General features: G+C 72.1%; 16 protein-coding genes and 1 riboswitch. Of the genes, 3 read left to right on the top strand and 13 right to left on the bottom strand.

Going from position 1 to position 20,369, the window contains the following annotated elements:
• Window positions 1-14: 14 nt before the first annotated feature.
• The 12 genes from RCO28_RS33810 to RCO28_RS33755 all read right to left on the bottom strand — a co-directional run bounded on the left by RCO28_RS33810 (window position 15) and on the right by RCO28_RS33755 (window position 12,516).
• Window positions 15-503: a septum formation initiator family protein gene (locus RCO28_RS33810; protein WP_308945171.1), complete on the bottom strand. Its 489-nt coding sequence runs from the start codon at window positions 501-503 to the stop codon at window positions 15-17.
• Between the two features lie 90 nt (window positions 504-593).
• On the bottom strand, window positions 594-1,874 hold the full coding sequence (gene eno, locus RCO28_RS33805; RefSeq protein ID WP_308945170.1) for a phosphopyruvate hydratase: 1,281 nt from the start codon (window positions 1,872-1,874) through the stop codon (window positions 594-596).
• Window positions 1,875-2,239: 365 nt separating this feature from the next.
• Window positions 2,240-2,938 (bottom strand): transglycosylase family protein, encoded by a 699-nt coding sequence (locus tag RCO28_RS33800; protein ID WP_308945169.1) that lies wholly within the window; start codon window positions 2,936-2,938, stop codon window positions 2,240-2,242.
• A 4-nt stretch (window positions 2,939-2,942) separates the two neighbouring features.
• Window positions 2,943-3,143: riboswitch (cyclic di-AMP (ydaO/yuaA leader) on the bottom strand.
• Between the two features lie 219 nt (window positions 3,144-3,362).
• Window positions 3,363-4,295: a transglycosylase family protein gene (locus tag RCO28_RS33795; protein ID WP_308945168.1), complete on the bottom strand. Its 933-nt coding sequence runs from the start codon at window positions 4,293-4,295 to the stop codon at window positions 3,363-3,365.
• A gap of 244 nt (window positions 4,296-4,539) precedes the next feature.
• Window positions 4,540-5,793 carry a cytochrome P450 gene (locus RCO28_RS33790; RefSeq protein ID WP_308945167.1) on the bottom strand — a complete coding sequence of 418 codons (1,254 nt, stop codon included), beginning with the start codon at window positions 5,791-5,793 and terminating at the stop codon, window positions 4,540-4,542.
• Entirely contained in the window at window positions 5,790-6,776 is a 987-nt protein-coding gene (locus RCO28_RS33785; RefSeq protein WP_308945166.1) for a nucleoside triphosphate pyrophosphohydrolase, read from the bottom strand. Before RCO28_RS33785 ends, RCO28_RS33790 begins: the two co-directional genes overlap by 4 nt.
• A 58-nt stretch (window positions 6,777-6,834) precedes the next feature.
• Window positions 6,835-7,476 (bottom strand): SurA N-terminal domain-containing protein, encoded by a 642-nt coding sequence (locus tag RCO28_RS33780; RefSeq protein ID WP_308945165.1) that lies wholly within the window; start codon window positions 7,474-7,476, stop codon window positions 6,835-6,837.
• A gap of 137 nt (window positions 7,477-7,613) precedes the next feature.
• Complete coding sequence (locus RCO28_RS33775; protein WP_308945164.1) at window positions 7,614-9,152, bottom strand: serine/threonine-protein kinase; 1,539 nt, start codon at window positions 9,150-9,152, stop codon at window positions 7,614-7,616.
• Complete coding sequence (locus RCO28_RS33770) at window positions 9,149-9,802, bottom strand: hypothetical protein (RefSeq protein WP_308945163.1); 654 nt, start codon at window positions 9,800-9,802, stop codon at window positions 9,149-9,151. The genes RCO28_RS33775 and RCO28_RS33770 overlap by 4 nt, the downstream gene beginning before the upstream one ends.
• Before the next feature lie 137 nt (window positions 9,803-9,939).
• Window positions 9,940-10,737: an N-acetyltransferase gene (locus RCO28_RS33765; protein WP_308945162.1), complete on the bottom strand. Its 798-nt coding sequence runs from the start codon at window positions 10,735-10,737 to the stop codon at window positions 9,940-9,942.
• Window positions 10,738-10,892: 155 nt separating this feature from the next.
• Entirely contained in the window at window positions 10,893-11,516 is a 624-nt protein-coding gene (locus RCO28_RS33760; protein ID WP_308945161.1) for an MOSC domain-containing protein, read from the bottom strand.
• A 79-nt stretch (window positions 11,517-11,595) separates the two neighbouring features.
• Complete coding sequence (locus tag RCO28_RS33755; RefSeq protein WP_308945160.1) at window positions 11,596-12,516, bottom strand: hypothetical protein; 921 nt, start codon at window positions 12,514-12,516, stop codon at window positions 11,596-11,598.
• 180 nt (window positions 12,517-12,696) lie between these two features.
• On the opposite strand from RCO28_RS33755, the gene RCO28_RS33750 reads away from it, so the two are divergent.
• A complete protein-coding gene (locus RCO28_RS33750) occupies window positions 12,697-13,155 on the top strand; it encodes a nuclear transport factor 2 family protein (protein WP_308945159.1) in 459 nt (152 codons plus the stop codon).
• A gap of 13 nt (window positions 13,156-13,168) precedes the next feature.
• Here the strand turns inward: RCO28_RS33750 and mfd are convergent, their stop codons facing one another.
• Window positions 13,169-16,708, bottom strand: a complete 3,540-nt coding sequence (mfd, locus tag RCO28_RS33745) for a transcription-repair coupling factor (RefSeq protein ID WP_308945158.1) — start codon at window positions 16,706-16,708, stop codon at window positions 13,169-13,171.
• A 238-nt stretch (window positions 16,709-16,946) separates the two neighbouring features.
• Between mfd and RCO28_RS33740 the strand changes: the two genes are divergently transcribed.
• On the top strand, window positions 16,947-18,362 hold the full coding sequence (locus RCO28_RS33740; protein ID WP_374991299.1) for a DUF2079 domain-containing protein: 1,416 nt from the start codon (window positions 16,947-16,949) through the stop codon (window positions 18,360-18,362).
• Window positions 18,363-18,538: 176 nt separating this feature from the next.
• Entirely contained in the window at window positions 18,539-20,125 is a 1,587-nt protein-coding gene (locus RCO28_RS33735) for an MFS transporter (RefSeq protein WP_374991301.1), read from the top strand.
• The last annotated feature ends 244 nt before the right edge of the window (window positions 20,126-20,369 follow it).

Here is a 20,369-nt window from a genome sequence, read left to right as displayed (position 1 = left end):
TCGGAGAAGGGCGGTCAGTTGTCGGCTTCGGCGCCGCGGTGGTCCGCCTTGTCGACGCCGTCGAAGAGGTTGCTGTACCAGGCGCGGTCGGCCGCTCCCGGTTCGGTGGTGCGCACGCGGCCGCCGCTCGGGTCCACCACGGTGTACCCGGTCTCGCCGGGGAGCACCATGTGCAGCCGCTCGCGGGCCTGCCGCTCCACGTACGCCGGGTCGCGCCAGCGCGCCTTGGAGTCGCGGAGCTTCTCGGTCTGCTCGCGGGCCTCGGCCAGCTTCTGCTCCTGCTCCTCTATGTCCGCGCGCTGCGCCACGTACTGCCGTATCGGGTACGCGAGCGCCACGATCAGCGAGCAGAGGACCAGGGCGAGCAGCGCCGCGCGGCCGGTGAGGCGGGAGCGGCGGGCCTGGCGGCGGGACTGGGAGCGGTAGACGCGCGCCGCGGTCTGCTCGCCGAACAGCCGCAGCCTGGTCGCGGTGGAGAACCGGTCCCGGTCCTTCACGGCCATGTCCCCGCCTCCCGTTCACACGCGCGTACGTCCCCGCACACGGTACGGGACCGGGTGCGGGGACGTACGTAACTACAGGGTGCCTACAGCTCAGCCCTTGAAGCGCGGGAAGGCGCTGCGGCCGGCGTAGACCGCGGCGTCGTCCAGGATCTCCTCGATGCGAAGGAGCTGGTTGTACTTGGCGACGCGCTCGGAGCGGGCCGGGGCGCCGGTCTTGATCTGGCCGCAGTTGGTGGCGACGGCCAGGTCGGCGATGGTGACGTCCTCGGTCTCGCCGGAGCGGTGGGACATCATGCACTTGAAGCCGTTGCGCTGGGCCAGCTCGACGGCGTCCAGGGTCTCGGTCAGCGAACCGATCTGGTTGACCTTCACCAGCAGGGCGTTGGCCGAGTTCTCCTCGATGCCGCGGGCCAGGCGCTCCGGGTTGGTGACGAACAGGTCGTCACCCACCAGCTGCACCTTGGAGCCGAGCTTCTCGGTGATGACGTTCCAGCCGGCCCAGTCGTCCTCGAACAGCGGGTCCTCGATGGACACGAGCGGGTACGCGGAGACGAGCTCCTCGTAGTACTCGGTCATCTCGGCGGCGGAGCGGTCCTTGCCCTCGAAGTTGTACGTGCCGTCCTTGTAGAACTCGGAGGCGGCGACGTCGAGGGCGAGGGCGATCTGCTGGCCGGGGACGTAACCGGCCTCCTTGATGGCCTCGAGGATGAGGTCGAGGGCCTCGCGGTTGGAGCCGAGGTTCGGGGCGAAGCCGCCCTCGTCGCCGAGGCCGGTGGCCAGGCCCTTGCTCTTCAGGACCTTCTTCAGCGTGTGGTAGACCTCGGTGCCCCAGCGCAGCGCCTCGGAGAAGGACTCCGCGCCGATCGGGGCGATCATGAACTCCTGGATGTCCACGTTGGAGTCGGCGTGCGACCCACCGTTCAGGATGTTCATCATCGGCACCGGCAGCAGGTGCGCGTTCGGGCCGCCGAGGTAGCGGAACAGCGGCAGGTCGCTCGCCTCGGAGGCGGCGTGGGCGACGGCGAGGGAGACGCCGAGGATGGCGTTGGCGCCGAGCGAGCCCTTGTTGTCGGTGGCGTCCAGGTCGAACATCGCCTGGTCGATCAGGCGCTGCTCGGTGGCGTCGTACCCGACGAGCTCCGGGCCGATCTGCTCGATGACCGCGAGAACGGCCTTCTCCACGCCCTTGCCCTGGTAACGGTTGGGGTCACCGTCACGGAGTTCGATGGCCTCGAAGGCACCGGTGGAGGCGCCGGACGGAACGGCAGCACGACCCGTGCTGCCGTCGTCGAGGCCGACCTCGACCTCGACCGTGGGGTTGCCTCGGGAGTCCAGGATTTCCCGGGCTACGACGACGTCGATGGACGGCACGAGCATCTCCTTCTGGGATGTGACGCATAGCTGTGCTTGCACGCGGACCGCGCCGTTGCGGCCGACCATGCTTTGCCTTGCGTCTCACGAGCCTAACCGCCTCCGGAGGCACAGCCACCCGGCCGCCCGCCCGCTGGGACGAAAAGAGGCCCGAAGACACGCATTGAGGGCAAAGAACAACAACACTACCGAGCGGTAAGCGCGATGTGCGCCGGCCCGCTCGTACGGGCATGACCCCGCCCCGGCGCGTACGGGGGAATGCACGCCGGGGCGGGGAGTGTGGGGGGCAGCGGCGGGGCGGCCGGGGGCGGTTGGTGGGGGGATGTGCCGATTCCGCCCCGGCCGCGTGCCGCGCGTACTGCTGCTTACTTCAGGTGCAGCTGCTGGCCCGGGAAGATGAAGTCGGCGTCGTCGACGATGTCCTTGTTGAGCTCGAACAGCGCCTTCCAGCCGCCCTTGACGTCGTGCGCCTCGGCGATCTTGGAGAGCGTGTCGTCCTTCTTCACCTTGTACTCGCCGTCGCCCTTCTTGACCTTCTTGCCGGTCGGGGTCTCGACGGTCTTCTGCGGGGCGCGCTCCTGCGAGCGGGAGGCGGGCTGCTCGGCCTTGCGCTCCTGCTGCGGGGCGGCCTGCTGCTGCGGGGCCTGCTCGGCGGGCTGCTCCGAACCGCCGCCGTCGTAGGCGGCGTTGGAGAGGCCGGTGCCGCAGTTCGGCCAGGCACCCTTGCCCTGGCCGGCGAGGACCTTCTCGCCGATCTCTATCTGCTGGGCCTTGGTGGCCTGGTCGGCGGTGGCCGCGTACTTGTCGCCGCCGTAGCCGCTCCAGGTGGAGGCCGAGAACTGCAGGCCGCCGTAGTAGCCGTTGCCGGTGTTGATCGACCAGTTGCCGCCGGCCTCGCACTGGGCGACGGCGTCCCACTCGGAGCCGGTGGCGGCGGAGGCGGAGCCCGCGGTGGCGATCGGCGCGGCGACCGCGGCACCGGCCACACCGGCGAGCGCGAGGACGCGGGTGGCCTTGTCGGCCTTGGTCAGACGGCGGTGCTTGCCCTTGCCGGAGAACAGCATGGAGTAATCCCCTCACCGACGCCTGCGAGGTGAGCTGTCGGGTTCGGGCCGTGTGAGTTGCCCGGCCGTACGAATCGAGTCGTACGGCTACACCCCAAGCCGTTCCCTGTGCCGCTGCGGGCTCCTCGTTCTGCGTGGAGCTCTCAACGGCCGGGCCCGGCACAAACCTTGGGTCCCCCGCTCCTGCCTACGGCGCTTTACGCGACGACTGTTCCCAAGGGCCGCCGGCAGGATTCGGCGTGACGGCCATCGGGGCCCGCCAGTGGCGAGCGATGACGACGGTAGCCATGCGATCCACGGAAATACCAAGCCGATCAAGGCTGATGAGACTCATCTCTCACCAGGGGTGAAGTGTCTTTATAACGGACACTCAGCAGCGAACTGCCGCCGGATTCCGCCCAGTTTCACCCTGCTCGTTCCCGCGTCAGCCGTCGAGGGCGAGGCGCTGGCCAGGGAGGATGAGGTCCGGGTCGGCGCCGATCGCGTCCTCGTTGGCCTCGTAGAGGGCGGTCCAACCGCCGTCGATTCCACGGGCGTCGGCGATCGCGGAGAGGCTGTCGCCGAGGCGGACCGTGTACGTCGATCCGCCGCCGTCGCGGGAGTCGTCACGGGAGTCGTCGCCGCGCGAGGCGTGCCGGCCCGAGGAGTTGGAGTCGCGGTCGTCGTCCGGGGCCTCGGGGGCGGGCTCGCCGCGATGCTTGCCGGAGCCGTTCTGCTCGGAGTTGCCCGTTTCGTCCGAGCCGTCACCGCCGGTTCCGGTGCCGGTTCCGTGACCGTTCTCTCCCGATTCGCCCTGACCGTCCGATGTGTCATCTGACGGGGCGTCGGTGGCGGTATCGGCGGGAGCGTCAGCAGGGCGGTCGGTGGGCTCGTCGACGGAGGTGTCGGCGGGCGGCTCCGCGGCGGGGTCGTCGGACGACGGCTCGTCGGTGGGCTCGTCGGCCGGCTGCTCGGGGTCCACGGCTCCACCGTCGGCCGGCTGGGAGGGGTCGGCCTCCGGCTCGTCCGCCGGGTCCGTCAGGTCGATCGGGAAGCCGGCGACCAGGCCACAGGTGGGCCAGGCGAGCGGGCCCTGTTCGGCGAGGACCTTCTCCGCCACGGCGATCTGCTGGGCACGGCTGGCCAGGTCGGCCGTCGGGGCGTACTTGAGGCCGCCGTGGTCCTCCCATACGGCCTGCGTCAACTGGAGCCCGCCGTAGTACCCGTTGCCGGTGTCGGCGCTCCAGACCCCGCCGCTCTCGCAGTCGGCGAGGCGGTCCCAGGTGTTGGCGTCGACGGTGGCGTCCGCGGCACTGGCGCCGGTCGCGCCGAGCAGCGGGATGGCGATCGCCGACCCGGCCACTCCTGCCGCGACCACGAGGGCAGGGGCTTGACGGGGGCGTCGGTGACGGCCGTTCCCGGAGAGCATGCGGTTCCCTTTCGCGCGACAACAGGCGTGGCGTCTGACAGCAGTGGCGTCTGAGACCCCTCAGCGTCGAGGGTGAAACGTAGCGACAGTCGAACGCTTGTCACAACCCGATACAGCGCAGATCACGTGAAAGTCACAGTCTTGACGGGTCGTCAGTTACGGGTGGGAGCGGCCCCCGGCGCCGCCGCCCGCGTCACTCCGGTGTGAACTCCACCGGGAGCGTGCGCAGTCCGCGCATGATGAGGCCGCCGCGCCAGCGCAGATCGGCGGGTTCCGCCGCGAGCCGCAGGTCCGGGAGGCGGCGCAGGAGCGTCGCGATCGCGGTCTGGCCCTCCAGGCGGGCGAGCGGTGCACCGAGGCAGTAGTGGATGCCGTGGCCGTATCCGAGGTGCTGGTTGTCCCGCCGTGCCAGGTCGAGGGTGTCCGGGTCCGCGAAGCGTTCCGGGTCGCGGTCGGCGGCGGCGAGGACGACCAGGACCGGGTCTCCGGGCGCGATGTCCTGGCCGCCGATGCTGAGCGGCTCGGTGGCGAAGCGCCAGGTGGCGAGCTCCACCGGGCCGTCGTGGCGCAGCAGTTCCTCGACGCCGGTCTCCAGGAGGTCCGTCTCCCCGGCCGCCAGGGACCGCTGCAGCCGCTCGCGCTGGCCGGGGTTGCGGAGCAGCTGGTACGTCCCGTTGCCGATGAGGTTGACCGTGGTCTCGAAGCCGGCGAAGAGCAGGATGAAGGCCATCGCGGCGGCCTCGTTCTCGGTGAGGTGCTCGCCGTGGTCGCTGGCCTTGATGAGGCCGGAGATCAGGTCGTCGCCCGGTTCGAGGCGTTTGCGGTGGATGAGTTCGGCGAGGTAGCCGCGCATCTTCTTCACCGAGCGGGCGACGCCGCCGCGTGGGCCACCGCCGTGTCGGATCATCATCCCGGCCCAGTCGCGGAAGTCGTCCTGGTCCTCGCGCGGGACGCCGAGCAGGTCGCAGATCGCGTAGATGGGCAGCGGGAAGGCGAACTCGTGGATGAGGTCGGCCTCGCCCGTGACCGCGAACTTGTCGATCAGCTCGTCGGTGAGCTGCTGCACGCGCGGCGCGAACTCGGCCACCCGGCGCGGCGTGAACGCCTTCGACACGAGCCGCCGGAGCCGGGTGTGGTCCGGCGGGTCGATGTTGAGCAGATGCGTCATCAGCTCGGCCTTGCGCTCGCCCGGAATGCCCGTCTTGCCCTTGGCGTGGGAGGGCTCGTCGTGGTGCTCCGGGTTCTTGCTGAGCCGCTGGTCGGCGAGGGCCTGCCGGGCGTCCGCGTACCGCGTGACCAGCCAGGCCTCCACGCCGCTCGGCAGCCGGGTCCTGTGCACCGGCGCGTGCTCGCGCAGCCATGCGTACGCCGGGTACGGATCGCTGGCGAACTCCCAGGTGAACAGCGGGGGTTGGGGGCCATCAGGGCACTGTCCGGTGGTGCTCACGCGTGGCCCTCCGCCGCCCGGATCGCGTCGCGGTAGGCGCGGGCGGCGGCGCGCAGGGCGGCCTCCGGGTCGGTGCCCGCGGCCTCGGCGCGCACGGCGAGGGCAAGCAGCTCGTAGCCGACGCCCTCGCCGGCGGGCAGCTCCACGGCGAGGCCCGCGGTCCGCGTACGGGACGCGAGCTTCGCGGCGAGTGCCAGGCCGGGCTGGCCGAGCGGGACGCCGTCGGTCACGGAGTCGCGCTGCTTCTCCTCGGCCTTGGTGCGCAGCCAGTGCGCCTTGACGTCCTCGGGGGTCTCGGCGGAGTCGTCGCCGAAGACGTGCGGGTGGCGGTGGATCAGCTTGGCGACGATGGTGCCGGCGACGTCGTCGATGGAGAACGGCTCGCCCTCTTCCTCGGGGTCGGCCTCCTCGGCGATGCGGGCGTGGAACACGACCTGGAGGAGGACGTCGCCGAGCTCCTCGCGCAGTTCGGTGCGGTCGCCGTCCTCGATGGCCTCGACGAGTTCGTACGCCTCCTCGATGCCGTACTTGGCGAGGCCCTTGTGGGTCTGCTGCGAGGACCAGGGGCACTCCCGCCTGATCCGGTCCATGACCTGCACGAGGTCGAGGAGGCGCGCGCCCGGCAGGTCGTACGAGGCGGGCAGCAGTTCCAGGTCCGGCATCGCGATCCGGCCCGAGCCGGCGAGCCGGGCGAGGCCGTCGGTCAGGCGGGGCTCGCCCTCGCCGGTGGCGACCACGACCACGGTGCGGCCGCCCGCGCAGGCGTCGATCAGCTCCTCGGCGGTGGGGGCGGTCTCGACGACGGTGACGCCGGCTTCCCGGAGGTACGGGAGCTGGGGGTGGGCCGGGTCTGCGCACAGGACGCTGTCCGCTTGGTGCAGTTCGTTCCAGGCGGGCCAGGAGAGGAGGCCGGGGGCTACGCGGTGGGAGGTCGTCAGGAGGACGATGCGGCCGGGGCTCGTCGAGGTGTGTTCGGGGTTCACACCTCGAACCTAACTTGTCCCCTCCCCGAGGGCTCCGCCGCTATCGGGGCCCGGATGCCTACGCCCTGGTCGCGTCCCGTACCCACGGGGTGCGCACGTCCACCCGACGGCTCTTCTCGACGTCCCACGCCCCGTACCGCGGGTTCAGGTCGATGTTCAGGGCCTTGGAAGCCTTCGACAGGGCCGTCCAGAACTCGGCCTGGCCCTGTTCGGTGTTCGGGTCGGCGCCCAGCTCGCTGTACAGCTTCTGGGCCTCGATCTCCGTACGGAGGCTTTCGTCGATGCGGGACGCCGGGATGTTGTACTGCTGCAGCCAGCCCGCCTCCAGGGCCTTCGCGCCGCCCGCCTGCTTCTCCAGGTTGCCGCGCAGGCCCTGCACCTCCTTGCGGCTGACCTGCACGCCGGCGTCGGTGGCCGCGCGGTGCAGGACGCGGTCGAGGACCAGGGACTGCAGGGTGTCGCGGGTGAGGCCGCCGGTCTTCTCCACGGCCTGCGCGTACTGCCCGGACTTCTCGGTGGCCGACTGCTGCGCCGCCCGCACTTCCTGTACGCGGGACTGGAGTTGCGCGACCGTGATGCGCTCGCCGCCCACGACGGCCGCGGCGCCGGGATGTGCCTCGTCGCCGCAGGCGGTCAGGAGCGGGGCCGCGGTGAGGAGTGCGGCGGAGAGGACGAGCGCGGTGCGACGACGGCGGTGCAAAGGAGCCTCCCGGCGGCGAGACGGAGCTTGTGCGTCGTTGCACAAGGGCCTTGCGGAGATCGATGTTAGGCAGTGGCCGGGGGTTCGGCCACTGATTCGACCAACGATTCGGGGAGAGTTCCGGGTACGCCCGTGGCTCAGCCGCGCACCTGACCGAGCCAGTGCAGCGTGCGGCGGATCTCGCCGGGCAGCGGATGGCCCGGCCCGTGCACCCGCTCCGCGTCGTACAGGAGGCGGGCCAGGGTGTCGTGGGCGCCCGCGCGGTCGCCGAGGGCGAGCAGCAACTGGCCGATACGGCGGCGGAGTTCGAGTGCCGTCCCGGGGTCGCCGACGGTGCTGGCGACGTACTGGTTCTCGTAGAACGGCAGCAGGGAGCGGTACTCGGCGAGGGCCGCGGCCGGTTCGCCGAGTTGCTCCAGGCACTGGGCCATCTCGTACCGGAACTGGAGCGAGGCCGGGTCGGCCTGGCCCGCCTCGGCGCTGCGTTCGTCGGCGAGGCGGCGCAGTTCGGGCAGGGCGCGGCGGTACTGGCCGTCGTCCATGAGCGTGGCCGCGTACTGCTTGCGGAGCGTGCGTACGACCGTGGAGCGCGGGCCGTGCTGGGCCTCGGCGGTGGGCAGGATCGCGCCGAGGAGGTCGACGGCCTGGGTGACGCGGCCCTCGCCGAGCAGCCGCTTCACGTCGTCGACGGCGCGCGCGACCTGCGACGGCACCGCGGCGGACGGCGGGGCGGTGGGGCGCGGCGGGACCGGTACGGGCGTGGGGGTGCCGGCGCGGTCGGGCCAGGGGGCGCCGGGGCGCAGGAAGGGGCGGGTGGGGTCGAGCATGCCGGTGGGGATGCCGCGGGCAGGAAGGAGCGGGGCCAGCGCCTCGTACACCTCCTGCGCGGAGTCCGGGCGGTCACCCGGCTCCTTGGCGAGCAGCCGGTTCACGAGCGCTTCGAGGGGCTCGGGGATCTCGGGGCGCTTGCTGCGGACGGGTATCGGCGCTTCGTAGAGGTGGCTGTGGAGGACGCCGAGGACGGTGGCGCCGTCGAACGGGACGTTCCCGCTGAGGAGTTCGTAGAGCAGGATGCCCAGGGCGTACAGGTCGGTGTACGGGCCGACGGCGCCGCCCATGGCCTGCTCGGGGGCCATGTAGGCGGGGCTGCCGATGGGTGAGCCGGTGTGGGTGAGGCGGGTGGTGTCGGTGTCCATGACGGAGGCGACGCCGAGGTCGAGGACGGTGAGCGTGCCGTCCGGTTTCACCATGACGTTCCGCGGCTTGAGGTCGCGGTGCACGATCGGCACGGCGTGCACCGCGCAGAGCACGGCGCAGAGTTGGGCGGCCACGGCGACGGCCCACGGCCAGGGGTAGGGCTTGTGCCGCTCGATGTGGTCGGCGAGGTCGGTGCCGTCGACGTGCTGCATGACGAGGAAGAGGTCGTCGCCGTCACTGCCCGCGTCGTGGACGGTGACCAGGCCCGGGTGGTCGACCTGGGCGGTGACGCGGCACTCGCGGACGAAGCGGCGGCGCAGCTCCTCGGCCTCCCCGCCGGCGACGCGGTCGGGGCGCAGCAGCTTGACGGCGACGCGGCGGTCGAGGCGCTGGTCGTAGGCCGTCCAGACCTGGCCCATGCCGCCCTGGCCGATCTGCTGGGAGAGTTCGTACCGGCCGGAGATCAGGCGTCCGCTCACCGGCGCTCGCCCTCAGCGCGCCCGTCCCCCTCGCCGACCGGCCGGGTTCCGTCCTGACGCGTCTCGTCCTGGGTCCCGTCCTGGCGCGTTCCGTCCTGGCGCAACAGGCTGCTCAACTCGTCGAGTTCGGCGCGGACCTGGTCGATGCGGGCGGGCGCGGGGCGCTGCGGGGTGCCGGGCGGCTGCTGGGGTCCGGGCTGCGGCAGGCCGGTGGGTCTGGTGACCTGCTGGGCGGGGCCAACCTGGGCGGGGTATCCGTACTGGCCCTGGGCGGGCGGGCCTTGAGGCGGTACGAACGAGGCGTACGGCGACTGCTTCGCGAAGTGGCGGATCTCCGCGATGAGGTAGTACGTGATCGCGGCGACGGCACCGCCGAGGAGGCAGAGCAGCCCGAAGCTCTCCACGGCGGTGTCGAGGTCGTTCGTCGGGTCGCTGCCGATCAGGATCACGGAGAGGATGAGGAGGAAGACGGACCCGCCGAACAGCCACCAGTCCCGCACCCTGCGCGTGACGACGGCGAGGCGCAGCATCGGGACCCAGGACAGGAAGCCGCAGGAGATCAGCGCGAGCGCGACGAAGAGCACGCGCAACCCGACGAGCTGCGCGGACGAGGGGCGCGATGGCGGCGGTGCATAGCCGTGGCCGTGCATGGGGGCTGCTCCTGGAAACCGAACGGGCGTGTGCAAGGTCGAGAGTAGCCCCCGGGACCGACAGCCGGACCTGAGTTGGTCGGCTGGGTGCTCAAAGCGTGATCGTCCGACGGTTCACCGCGTGCGCCACGCCCAGCTCAAAGTGTGTGCCGCACCCACACATTGGGCTCCACATACACGGCGTACCCCTGGTCCGGAGCACAGTGCACGGGCACGAGCGCCCTGGGCACCTCCACCTCACCGGCCGCGTCGAAGGGCAGGCCCGTCCAGCCGCGCCACTCCTCCAAGGTGCCGGAGACGGTCATGGAGTTGCGGGCCACGGACTCGATGACGCCGCCGACCCGGACGTGCACGCGCAGCCAGGGGTCGTGCGGAAGCCCGTCGGGGCGCAGCCGGTGCGCGTACTCCTCCATGGGCGTGCGGGGTTCGAGGTGCTTGGCGCTCGGCCGGACCGGCGCGACGAGCGTGCCGAAGCCGAGCGCGCGGGCGCCCGCCCGCATCGCGTCGAGCATCGCGTACGAGAGGCCGCCGCCCTGGGCGCCGGGGGCGACGGTGACCTCGATGGCGCTGACGGTGTCGGGTTCGGTGCCGTGCCTGACGTCGGAGAACGCCCACATGAGGACGCGGTCCCAGCCGCCGTCGGGCAGAGTGCCGCGGTCCTTCGCGCCGAGGGCGAAGGGCACGCTGAGGGCGCGGGCGACGAGTTCGCCGCTCTCGTCGGTGGCGACCAGGACGTACTCGGGCAGTTCGGAGACGATCCGGCCCCAGAGGATCCAGCCGATCGGGTCCTCGGTGACGAACTGCGGCCAGGCGTCACCCAACGCCCAGAAGGCTCCCGTGAGTTCGGGCCGCTCGGCGAGCGTGGTGATCTTCAGGTTCGCTGCGGGGCGAGCGGCGCTCGCGGGGCTCTCGGCGCGGGGCGTCTCGGCGGTCATGCGGCGCACGGTAACCGGAGGCGAGGCGGGTGCGGTACCGAATTTGGCGCGGCCCGGCGGGAGTTACGGGGCTGGGGCCACCTCGTCGTCGAGTGCGACCGTGCCCGGGGTGACGACCTCGGCGTACACCCCGAAGCGCATGTCGCGGGTCTCGCTCAGGGTTTCAGGACGCGGCCGTCGGCGGGCACTCCGGGCTGGGGCAGGGTCGTCATGACGCAGCGCGGCACGCGTTCAGTGATCCGCAGGAGGGCGCCGCCGACCCGGACCTCGCGGCCGGTCCAGCTCTCCTCGGTCCAGGGCTCGTCGCCGTCGACATCGATCACGATGTTCTTGCGGAAGCGGCGGATGTCGGCGGGGACGTCGTCACCCAGGAGCTGGCCGAGCGCGCGCAGGGAGGCCGTGGAGACGATCGACACCGGCGCCTGGTCCTGGTACGAGGGCGGCTCGGCGTCCGGCGCCTCGCGGACCAACTCGGCCTCGGGCCCGCAGAGTTCAGCGAGCCGCGGGTCACCCGCCGCCACGCGGGTGCCGTCCGGCAGGTGCACGAAGAGGGCGTCGGCGGTGTCGTCGTACGCGGCGGCGCACTCGATCAGCCAGGGGGCTTTGCGGAACCGGCGGTGGCTCTTGCCGCTGCCGAGCTTGCCGTCCGCGTACCGCAGCGCCCACAGCCGGTCGCCGCGGACACCGCCCACGTCGAGCTCAAGGCGCTCGCGGTCCTCGCCACGCATGGACTTCACCGGAAACCTCGCGAGCCCCACGACCGCTCCGAGCGACGTCATGCTGTTCCCTCCCCGTAGGTACTGGGCCGTTTTCCTTGAAGATCAGGCACCGCTCCCGACGGTACCGGTCGGGCGCCCGTCAGCTCCGGCCGATCCCCAGGGTGTTCTGGCCGGGCAGCAGGCCGGATCCGAGGACGGCCACCCAGGGGTCGCCGAGGAGGTCGGCGAGCCGGCCGGTGTCACGGGCACCGAGCGCGCGCCACGGCCCTGCGGCCAGCTCGTCGGTACGGTCCTCGACCTCGGCGCGCAGGGCACGGCCCGCCTCGGTGGCCGTACCGTCCTCGCCCAACAGGCCGCGTTCCAGAAGTCGTCGGCGTGCGGCCTCCCACTCCTTCCCGGTCCAGCCGCGGCTTTCGAAGGTCTCGGATGCGGCGGCGCCCACGGCCACGAACGACACGAGCGACTCGACCGGGTCCAGGTCCGCTGCCCGGAGCGCGGCGAGGTGGCCGTCGCCGCGGTGTTCGCGCAGCACGGTCGCGGCCTGCCACAGCACCTGATGCGGCTCGTCGGGCCAGGGCAGCGCGGCGTTGGCTGCGGCCAGCGGGCGGTCGACCGGGTCCGAGGCGACCGCCTGCGCGGCGGCCTCGGCGGCGCGGCGGGCGAGGGCCGCGGCCTGGGCGAGTTCGGGCGCTTCGACGCGAGCGCCGAGGATCGACCGGTACATACGGTCCACGGCACGCTGCTGGGCGGCCAGGACGGCCTCGGGCGCGGCGATATCCCAGACGGCGGGGACGTGCCGCCCGACCGTCTCCGGGCTGAAGCTGTAGAACGTGGCCGTCACCCGCTCCCGGCCGGCCGGGCCCAGCGGGGCCGCGCGCCAGGCGAAGTAGCTCCGCCAGCGCTCGTCGACGGCGAAGCCGAGCGCTGCCGCCTCCTCGACGGACTCGGGCGCGAAGTAGAAGACGGCGTGCAGCGGTTCGAGCAGATGCCACAACTGCCGTACGCGGGCGGGCTCGACGGCCTGCGCCTCGGGGTCCGGCATCTGGTTCGGGTTCGGCATGACGCCCTCCTGGGGTGACGTTGCGCGGCGACCGTACGAACTTGCCGCAGCCTAGATTGCCGACCCGGCGGGCGTCTCGCGGGTGTCGCCGCCCGCATGACCCCGCGGGTAATCGACCCCTCCCCCACCACCCGGCAGGATCGTTCACGTCACAGTGAGACATCACCGGGGAGAGACACCATGACCGACGCCACCGACACCGGCACCGGCACCGCCACCGGCACCGGCACCGAGACCGCCACCCGCTCCGTGGTTCAGGAGTTCCTCACCGCCCGCCTCGCCTCGGACACCGCCCGGCTCACCGAGTTGTTCGCCGATGACGTGGACTGGCTGTTGGCCGAGAATCCCGTCGTGCCGTGGATCCGGCCGCGGGTCACCGGGGCCGAATGTGCCGTTCAGGGAGAGGAGTTGGCGGAGTACACCGTCGCCGAGGACTCGCGTGCCTCGGTGGACACGTTCCTCGTCGACGGTGCCGACGCCGTGCTCTTCGGTCATCTCTCCGGGACCGTGCGGGCCACGGGCAAGACCTTCGAAGGGCCCTTCGCGCTCCGCCTGACCGTCGAGGGCGGCCGGATCACCCGGCACCACCTCTACGAGAACAGCCTCTCCGTCGCGCAGGCCTGCACCCCGGGCGACTGAGACCTCACAGACCTCACGTCCCCAGGATCGTCGTCAGGAACTCCCCCACCCACGCCAGGAGTTCCCGCCCGACGACCGGCTTGCCGCCGACCTTCGCGGTCTTCGGGCGCGGGACGAGCAGCTGCTGACCGGTGGGCTTGATGACCGTGCCCGGGTAGAGGCGCTTCAGGCGAAGCTCCTGGGACTCCCTCAACTCCACCGGCGCGAAGCGGATGTTGGTGCCCTGCAGCACGATCTCGCCGACCCCGCAGGCGCGGGCCAGCATCCGCAGCCCGGCCACGAGCAGGAGGTTCTCCACGGGCTCCGGCAACTTGCCGTAGCGGTCGACGAGTTCCTCGCGTACCGCCCTGATGTCGTCCTCGGAGTTGGCCGAGGCGATGGAGCGGTAGGCCGCCAGGCGCAGGCGCTCGCCGGGGGCGTAGTCGTGCGGGACGTGCGCGTCGACCGGGAGCTCGATCTTGACCTCCAGCGGCGGCTCCTCCTCGACGCCGCCTTCGAGCGAGGCGCGGTAGTCCGCGACCGCCTCGCCGACCATGCGTACGTACAGGTCGAAGCCGACGCCCGCGATGTGCCCGGACTGTTCGCCGCCCAGGAGGTTTCCGGCTCCTCGGATCTCCAGGTCCTTCATCGCCACGTACATGCCCGCGCCCATCTCCGTGTGCTGGGCGATGGTGGCCAGGCGCTCGTGCGCCGTTTCCGTCAGGGGCTTCTCCGGGGGGTACAGGAAGTACGCGTACCCGCGCTCCCTGCCACGGCCCACGCGGCCGCGCAGCTGGTGCAGCTGGGAGAGGCCGAAGTTGTCGCCGCGCTCGACGATGAGGGTGTTGGCGTTGGAGATGTCGATGCCGGACTCGACGATCGTGGTCGAGACGAGCACGTCGAACTTCTTCTCCCAGAAGTCCACGACGACCTGCTCCAGGGCCTGTTCGGACATCTGGCCGTGGGCCGTCGCGATGCGCGCCTCGGGCACGATGTCGCGCAGCCGGGCCGCCGCGCGGTCGATGGACTCGACGCGGTTGTGGATGTAGAAGACCTGGCCCTCACGGAGGAGTTCGCGGCGGATGGCCGCGCCGATCTGCTTCTCCTCGTACGGACCGACGAAGGTCAGGACCGGGTGCCGCTCCTCCGGCGGGGTGGTGATCGTGGACATCTCGCGGATGCCCGTCACCGCCATCTCCAGGGTGCGCGGGATCGGGGTCGCGGACATCGTCAGTACGTCGACGTTCGCGCGGAGCTTCTTCAGCTGCTCCTTGTGCTCGACGCCGAAGCGCTGCTCCTCGTCGACGATGACCAGGCCCAGGTCCTTGAACTTGGTCTCGGAGGAGAACAGGCGGTGCGTGCCGATCACGATGTCGACCGCGCCGTCCTTCAGGCCCTCCAGGGTCGCCTTGGACTCGGTGTCCGTCTGGAAGCGGCTCAACGCCCTCACCTTGACGGGGAATTGGCCGTACCGCTCGGTGAACGTGCCGTAGTGCTGCTGCACGAGCAGCGTCGTCGGGACGAGGACCGCGACCTGCTTGCCGTCCTGCACCGCCTTGAACGCGGCGCGGACCGCGATCTCCGTCTTGCCGTAGCCGACGTCGCCGCAGATCAGCCGGTCCATCGGGACCGACTTCTCCATGTCCTCCTTGACCTCGGCGATCGTCGTCAGCTGGTCCGGGGTCTCCACGTACGGGAAGGCGTCCTCCAGCTCGCGCTGCCACGGGGTGTCCGGGCCGAAGGTGTGGCCGGGGGCCGCCATGCGCGCGGAGTACAGCTTGATGAGGTCGGCGGCGATCTCCTTGACGGCCTTCTTCGCGCGCGCCTTGGTCTTCGTCCAGTCGGCGCCGCCCAGGCGGTGCAGCGTGGGGGCCTCGCCGCCGACGTACTTGGTGATCTGCTCCAGCTGGTCGGTGGGGATGTAGAGGCGGTCGCCGGGCTGGCCGCGCTTGGCCGGGGCGTACTCCACGACCAGGTACTCGCGGGTCGCGCCCTGGACCGTGCGCTGCACCATCTCGATGTAGCGGCCCACGCCGTGCTGCTCGTGCACGATGTAGTCGCTCTGCTCCAGGGTCAGCGGGTCGATGGTCTTGCGGCGCCGCGCGGGCATCCGCTGGCCGTCCTTGCCTGCGGCCTTCTGCCCGGTCAGGTCGGTCTCGGTGAGCACGGCGAGCTTCAGTGCCTGGTCCACGAAGCCGTACTCGACGGAGCCGCAGGCCACGTGCACCACGGCCGGGGAGATCTCCGCCAGGTCGGCGTCCAGGCGAGCCGCGATGCCCTCGCCGCCGAGCACCTCGACCGTACGGGCAGCGGGGCCGTGGCCCTCCGTCACGTACACCGTGCGCCAGCCGTCGGCCAGCCAGCCCTTGGTGTCGGCGAGGGCGCGGGCGGTGTCGCCGCGGTACGTCTCGGGGGCGTGCATGCCGAGCTTGAAGGTGTCACCGTCCTCGGGGGACAGCTCTTCGTCGGCCGCGAACGGCGAGACCGACCACCACATCATCCCGAGCTCGCGCGCCCGGTCCCGGACGTCCGCGATGCCCCACAGGGAGGCCGCGCCCACGTCGATCGGCGCCTCTCCTCCGCCGGCCGTCGCGGCCCAGCTGGCCTGGAGGAACTCCTGCGACGTGGCGACCAGGTCGGCGGCGCGCGTCCGCACCCGCTCCGGGTCGCACACCACGGCCATGGAGTGCGCGGGCAGGACGTCGAGCAGCAGCTCCATGTCGTCCACCAGGACCGGAGCGAGGGACTCCATGCCCTCGACGGCGATGCCCTCGGCGATCTTCCCGAGCAGCTCGCCCAGCTCGGGGTGGCGCTCGGCGAGGTCCGCGGCCCGGGCGCGTACGTCCTGGGTCAGCAGCAGCTCACGGCAGGGCGGCGCCCACAGGCCGTGCTCGGCGATCTCCAGGGACCGCTGGTCGGCCACCTTGAAGTACCGGATCTCCTCGACGTCGTCGCCCCAGAACTCGATGCGCAGAGGGTGTTCCTCGGTCGGCGGGAACACGTCGAGAATGCCGCCGCGGACCGCGAACTCGCCGCGCTTCTCGACCAGTTCGACCCGCGCGTACGCCGCCGCCGCGAGCGCCTCGACGGTATCGTTCAGGTCGACGGACTGGCCCTGCTTCAGGCTCACCGGCTCCAGGTCGCCGAGCCCCTTGACCTGCGGCTGCAGTACGGAACGCACGGGCGCCACGACGACGGAGACCGGGCCGGTCTCCGGGTCGTCCGTGCTCGGGTGCGCGAGGCGGCGCAGGACGGCGAGGCGGCGGCCGACGGTGTCGCTGCGCGGGCTGAGCCGCTCGTGCGGCAGCGTCTCCCACGACGGGTACTCCACGACCCCGCTCGGGTCGAGCAGCGAACGCAGCGCCGCCGCCAGGTCCTCGGCCTCGCGGCCGGTGGCGGTCACGGCGAGCACCGTCCGCTTCGCCTCACGCGCGAGCGCGGCGAGCGCGAAGGGGCGGGCGGCGGGCGGGCCGACCAGGTCGACGTGCATGCGGTGGCCGTCGGTGGCGGCCTTCACCGCGTCGTTGAGCGCGGCGTCCTTGATGACCGCGTCGAGCAGACCGTGCAGGCTCATGAGGGGGCTTTTCCGTCCGGGAAGCGGGCAACGCGCGACGCCCGACACGGGTTCCGGGCCGGGGTTCCCCAGCGTACGCCGGTTCTTTCCCCACCCCGCCCCTTCCCGACTGTGCCCGATATGCGGCTGGCGCCGCGTGGCTGCGGCGCTTCGGGGGCTCCGCCCCTGGACCCCCGCTCCTCAAACGCCGGACGGGCTGAAAATTCAGCCTCTCCACCCTGCTGCGACCATGGCCCCTATGCCCGGTACCGACCTGACCATCGCCCGCGGCCGCGCCACCGAGAACCGGGCGGCAAGGGCCGTGTCCCGCGCGAAGTACGACCCGTACCTCCTCGCCACCGCCCTCTTCCTCGCGTACGCCCTGCTCTCCGTGCTCCGCTGGTACCGGATGGAGAACCGTTCCTGGGACCTCGGGATCTTCGAGCAGGCCGTCCGCGCCTACGCCCACCTGCAGGCGCCGATCGCGGACCTCAAGGGCCCCGGCACGCACATCCTCGGCGACCACTTCAGCCCCGTCACCGCCCTGCTCGCGCCCCTGTACCGGGTCTTCCCCTCGCCGGTGACGCTGCTGCTCGCGCAGGCCGCGCTGTTCGCGCTGTCCGCGGCGGTGGTGACGCGGGCCGCGGCCCGGCTGCTCGGGCGGGCGCGCGGGCTCGCGATCGGCGTGGCGTACGGGCTCTCCTGGGGGCTGCAGCGCGCCGTCGACTTCGACTTCCACGAGATCGCCTTCGCCGTACCGCTGATCGCCCTCTCCCTGGAGGCCGTGCTGCGCGAGCGGTGGCGGGCCGCGCTGTGGTGGGCGCTGCCGCTGGTGTTCGTCAAGGAGGACCTGGGGCTCACCTGCTCGGCGCTCGCCGTGGTCGTCGCGCTGCGGGCCCGCAGGACGCAGCGGCGGATCGCGTGGTGGGCGGTCGGGCTCGCCGGGTTCGGGGCGCTGGCGGCACTGCTCACGTTCACCACGCTCATACCCGCGTTCAACACCACCGGCGGCTACGACTACTGGACCAAGGTCAGCGAGGGCCCGACCCCGTTCGACGGCCTCGACGTCAAGCTGCGCACCCTCGGCTGGCTCCTCATCCCCACCACCGGCCTGCTCGCCCTGCGCTCCCCGCTCCTGATCGTCGCCCTGCCCACGCTCGGCTGGCGCTTCGTCTCCGGCGACAGCCACTACTGGGGCACCGACTGGCACTACAGCGCCGTCCTCATGCCGGTCGTGGCGCTCGCCCTCGTCGACGCCCTCGACCGCAGCCGCCGCAGCCCCCGGCCCTGGCTGCGGACCTACGCGGCCCAGCTGCCGACCGCCGTCGCCGCCGCGGCGCTCGCCCTGACCACGGCCCTGCCCCTGGCCACGCTCACCGAGGCCGCTACGTACCGCGAGACCCCGCGCACCGCCGCCGCCAAGGACCTCCTCGAACGCATCCCGGACGGCGCGAGCGTCGAGGCCAACATCGGGCCGATCAGCCGGCTGACCTCCCGCTGCCAGGTGTTCTGGATCGGCAGCACCCAGGACGTCACGCCCGACTACATCGCCCTCGACAACACCCGCGGCAAGTACGACGACCCGCTGCGCACGGCCCGCGACCTGCACCCGGACGCCACGTACGAGCTCGCGGGCTCCGCCGGCGGCTACCTGGTCCTGCGGCGCGCCCTGTGACCTGACCGGCTCTCGCCGGGCCCCTCCCCCCGTACCGGCCGAGGTGAGAAGGTGTCCGACGGCGCGCAGATGGATGTACGGGGAAAGGACCTGGGCCGGTGGCGGCAGCGCAAGGCATACGGGAAACACCGGGGGACACCGGCTCGCGCAGGCGCGGGGCCGTCGTGGCGGCCCTGATGCTCGCCATGGCGCTCGCCGCCCTCGACGCCACGATCATCGCGACGGCCGTCCCGCAGATCGTCGGCGACCTCGGCGGCTTCTCCGTCTTCTCCTGGCTGTTCTCCGGCTATCTGCTCGCCGTCACGGTCACCCTGCCCGTGTACGGCAAGCTCTCCGACACCTTCGGCCGCAAGCCCGTCCTGATCTTCGGCATCGCCCTCTTCCTCGTCGGCTCGCTGCTCTGCGCGGGCGCCTGGGACATGGGCGCCCTGATCGCGTTCCGGATCGTGCAGGGCCTCGGCGGCGGCGCCATCCAGGGCACCGTCCAGACTCTCGCCGCCGACCTGTACCCGCTGGAGCAACGCCCCAAGATCCAGGCCAAGCTGTCCACCGTCTGGGCCGTCTCCGCGGTGGCGGGGCCCGGCCTCGGCGGGGTGCTCGCCGCCTACGCGGACTGGCGCTGGATCTTCCTGATCAACCTGCCCGTCGGCGCCGTCGCCCTCTGGCTGATCGCCCGCCACCTGCACGAACCCGCACGGGAACGGGCCGGCCGGCTCCGCGTCGACTGGGCGGGCGCGCTCGCCGTGTTCGCCTGCGGCGGCGTCCTGCTCACCGCCGTCGTGCAGGGCGGCATCGCCTGGCCCTGGCTCTCCGCGCCGTCCCTGGCGCTCTTCGGTACGGGCGCGCTGCTCGCCGTCGCCACGGTCGTCATCGAGCGCCGCGCCGCCGAGCCGATCATCCCCGGCTGGGTGTGGAAGCGCCGCACGATCGCCGCCGTGAACCTGGCCCTCGGCGCACTCGGCCTGCTGATGGTCGCGCCCACCGTGTTCCTGCCGACGTACGCCCAGTCCGTACTGCGGCTCGACCCGGTGGCCGCCGGGTTCGTGCTCAGCGTCATGATGCTCAGCTGGCCGGTGTCGGCCGCCCTCAGCCAGCACGTGTACCGGCGCATCGGCTTCCGCAACACGGCGGTGATCGGCATCGCCGCGGCCGCCCTGATCCTGCTGTCGTTCCAGCTGGTGCCGTACCCGGGCGCCGCCTGGCAGCCCGCGCTGATCATGCTCCTGCTCGGCGCCGCGCTCGGCCTGTTCCAGCTGCCGCTGATCGTCGGCGTGCAGTCCACGGTCGGCTGGGCGGAGCGCGGCACCACCACCGCGTCCGTCCTCTTCTGCCGCCAGATCGGCCAGACCGTGGGCGCCGCCGTGCTCGGCGCCGTGGCCAACGGCGTCCTGACGGCCCGGCTCGGCGGCTCGGCCGACCTTGACTCCGCCGCGCGCAACCCGGGCGACGCGGGCGTGCGCCGCGCGATCGACGCCGCCGTCGACTCGGTGTACCTGGGCGCGGCCTGCGCCGCCGGACTCGCCCTCGTCGTCCTCCTCACGGTGGCACCGCGACGGTTCCCCGTACGGACGGAGGAGACCGGGGCGACCCAGGAACCGTCTCAGGCATCCCCGTTCCCCGGACGGACGGAGGAGCCCGGAGCGCCCCAGGAACCGTCTCAGGCATCCCCGTTCCCCGGACGGACGGAGGAGCCCGGAGCACCCCAGGAACCGTCTCAGGCGCCCCGGGAAACCCCCAGGCCCCACGCGCCCCAGGCCGACTGAGACAACGCCCCGGGCGGGCCGGACAGTTCTGTCGAACCCCTCCACAGCTTCCGCTACGCGCAAGTAACGTACCGGCACCTCCCCCCGTCCCCCGGGACCGGTACCGCGCACAAGGAGCACCCAGATGCACGACCCGCACGGCGCTCCGCCGAACCCGCACGCCTCCCCCACACCACCGAACACCCCCCACCCCCACACCTCCCCCACTCCCCCCCACCCCCCCCGCCCGCACACCGATCCGCTC

It is taken from the genome of Streptomyces sp. LHD-70 (genome assembly GCF_031157275.1).
Classification (GTDB): domain Bacteria; phylum Actinomycetota; class Actinomycetes; order Streptomycetales; family Streptomycetaceae; genus Streptomyces.
This window is presented reverse-complemented; position numbering and strand designations above follow the sequence as displayed.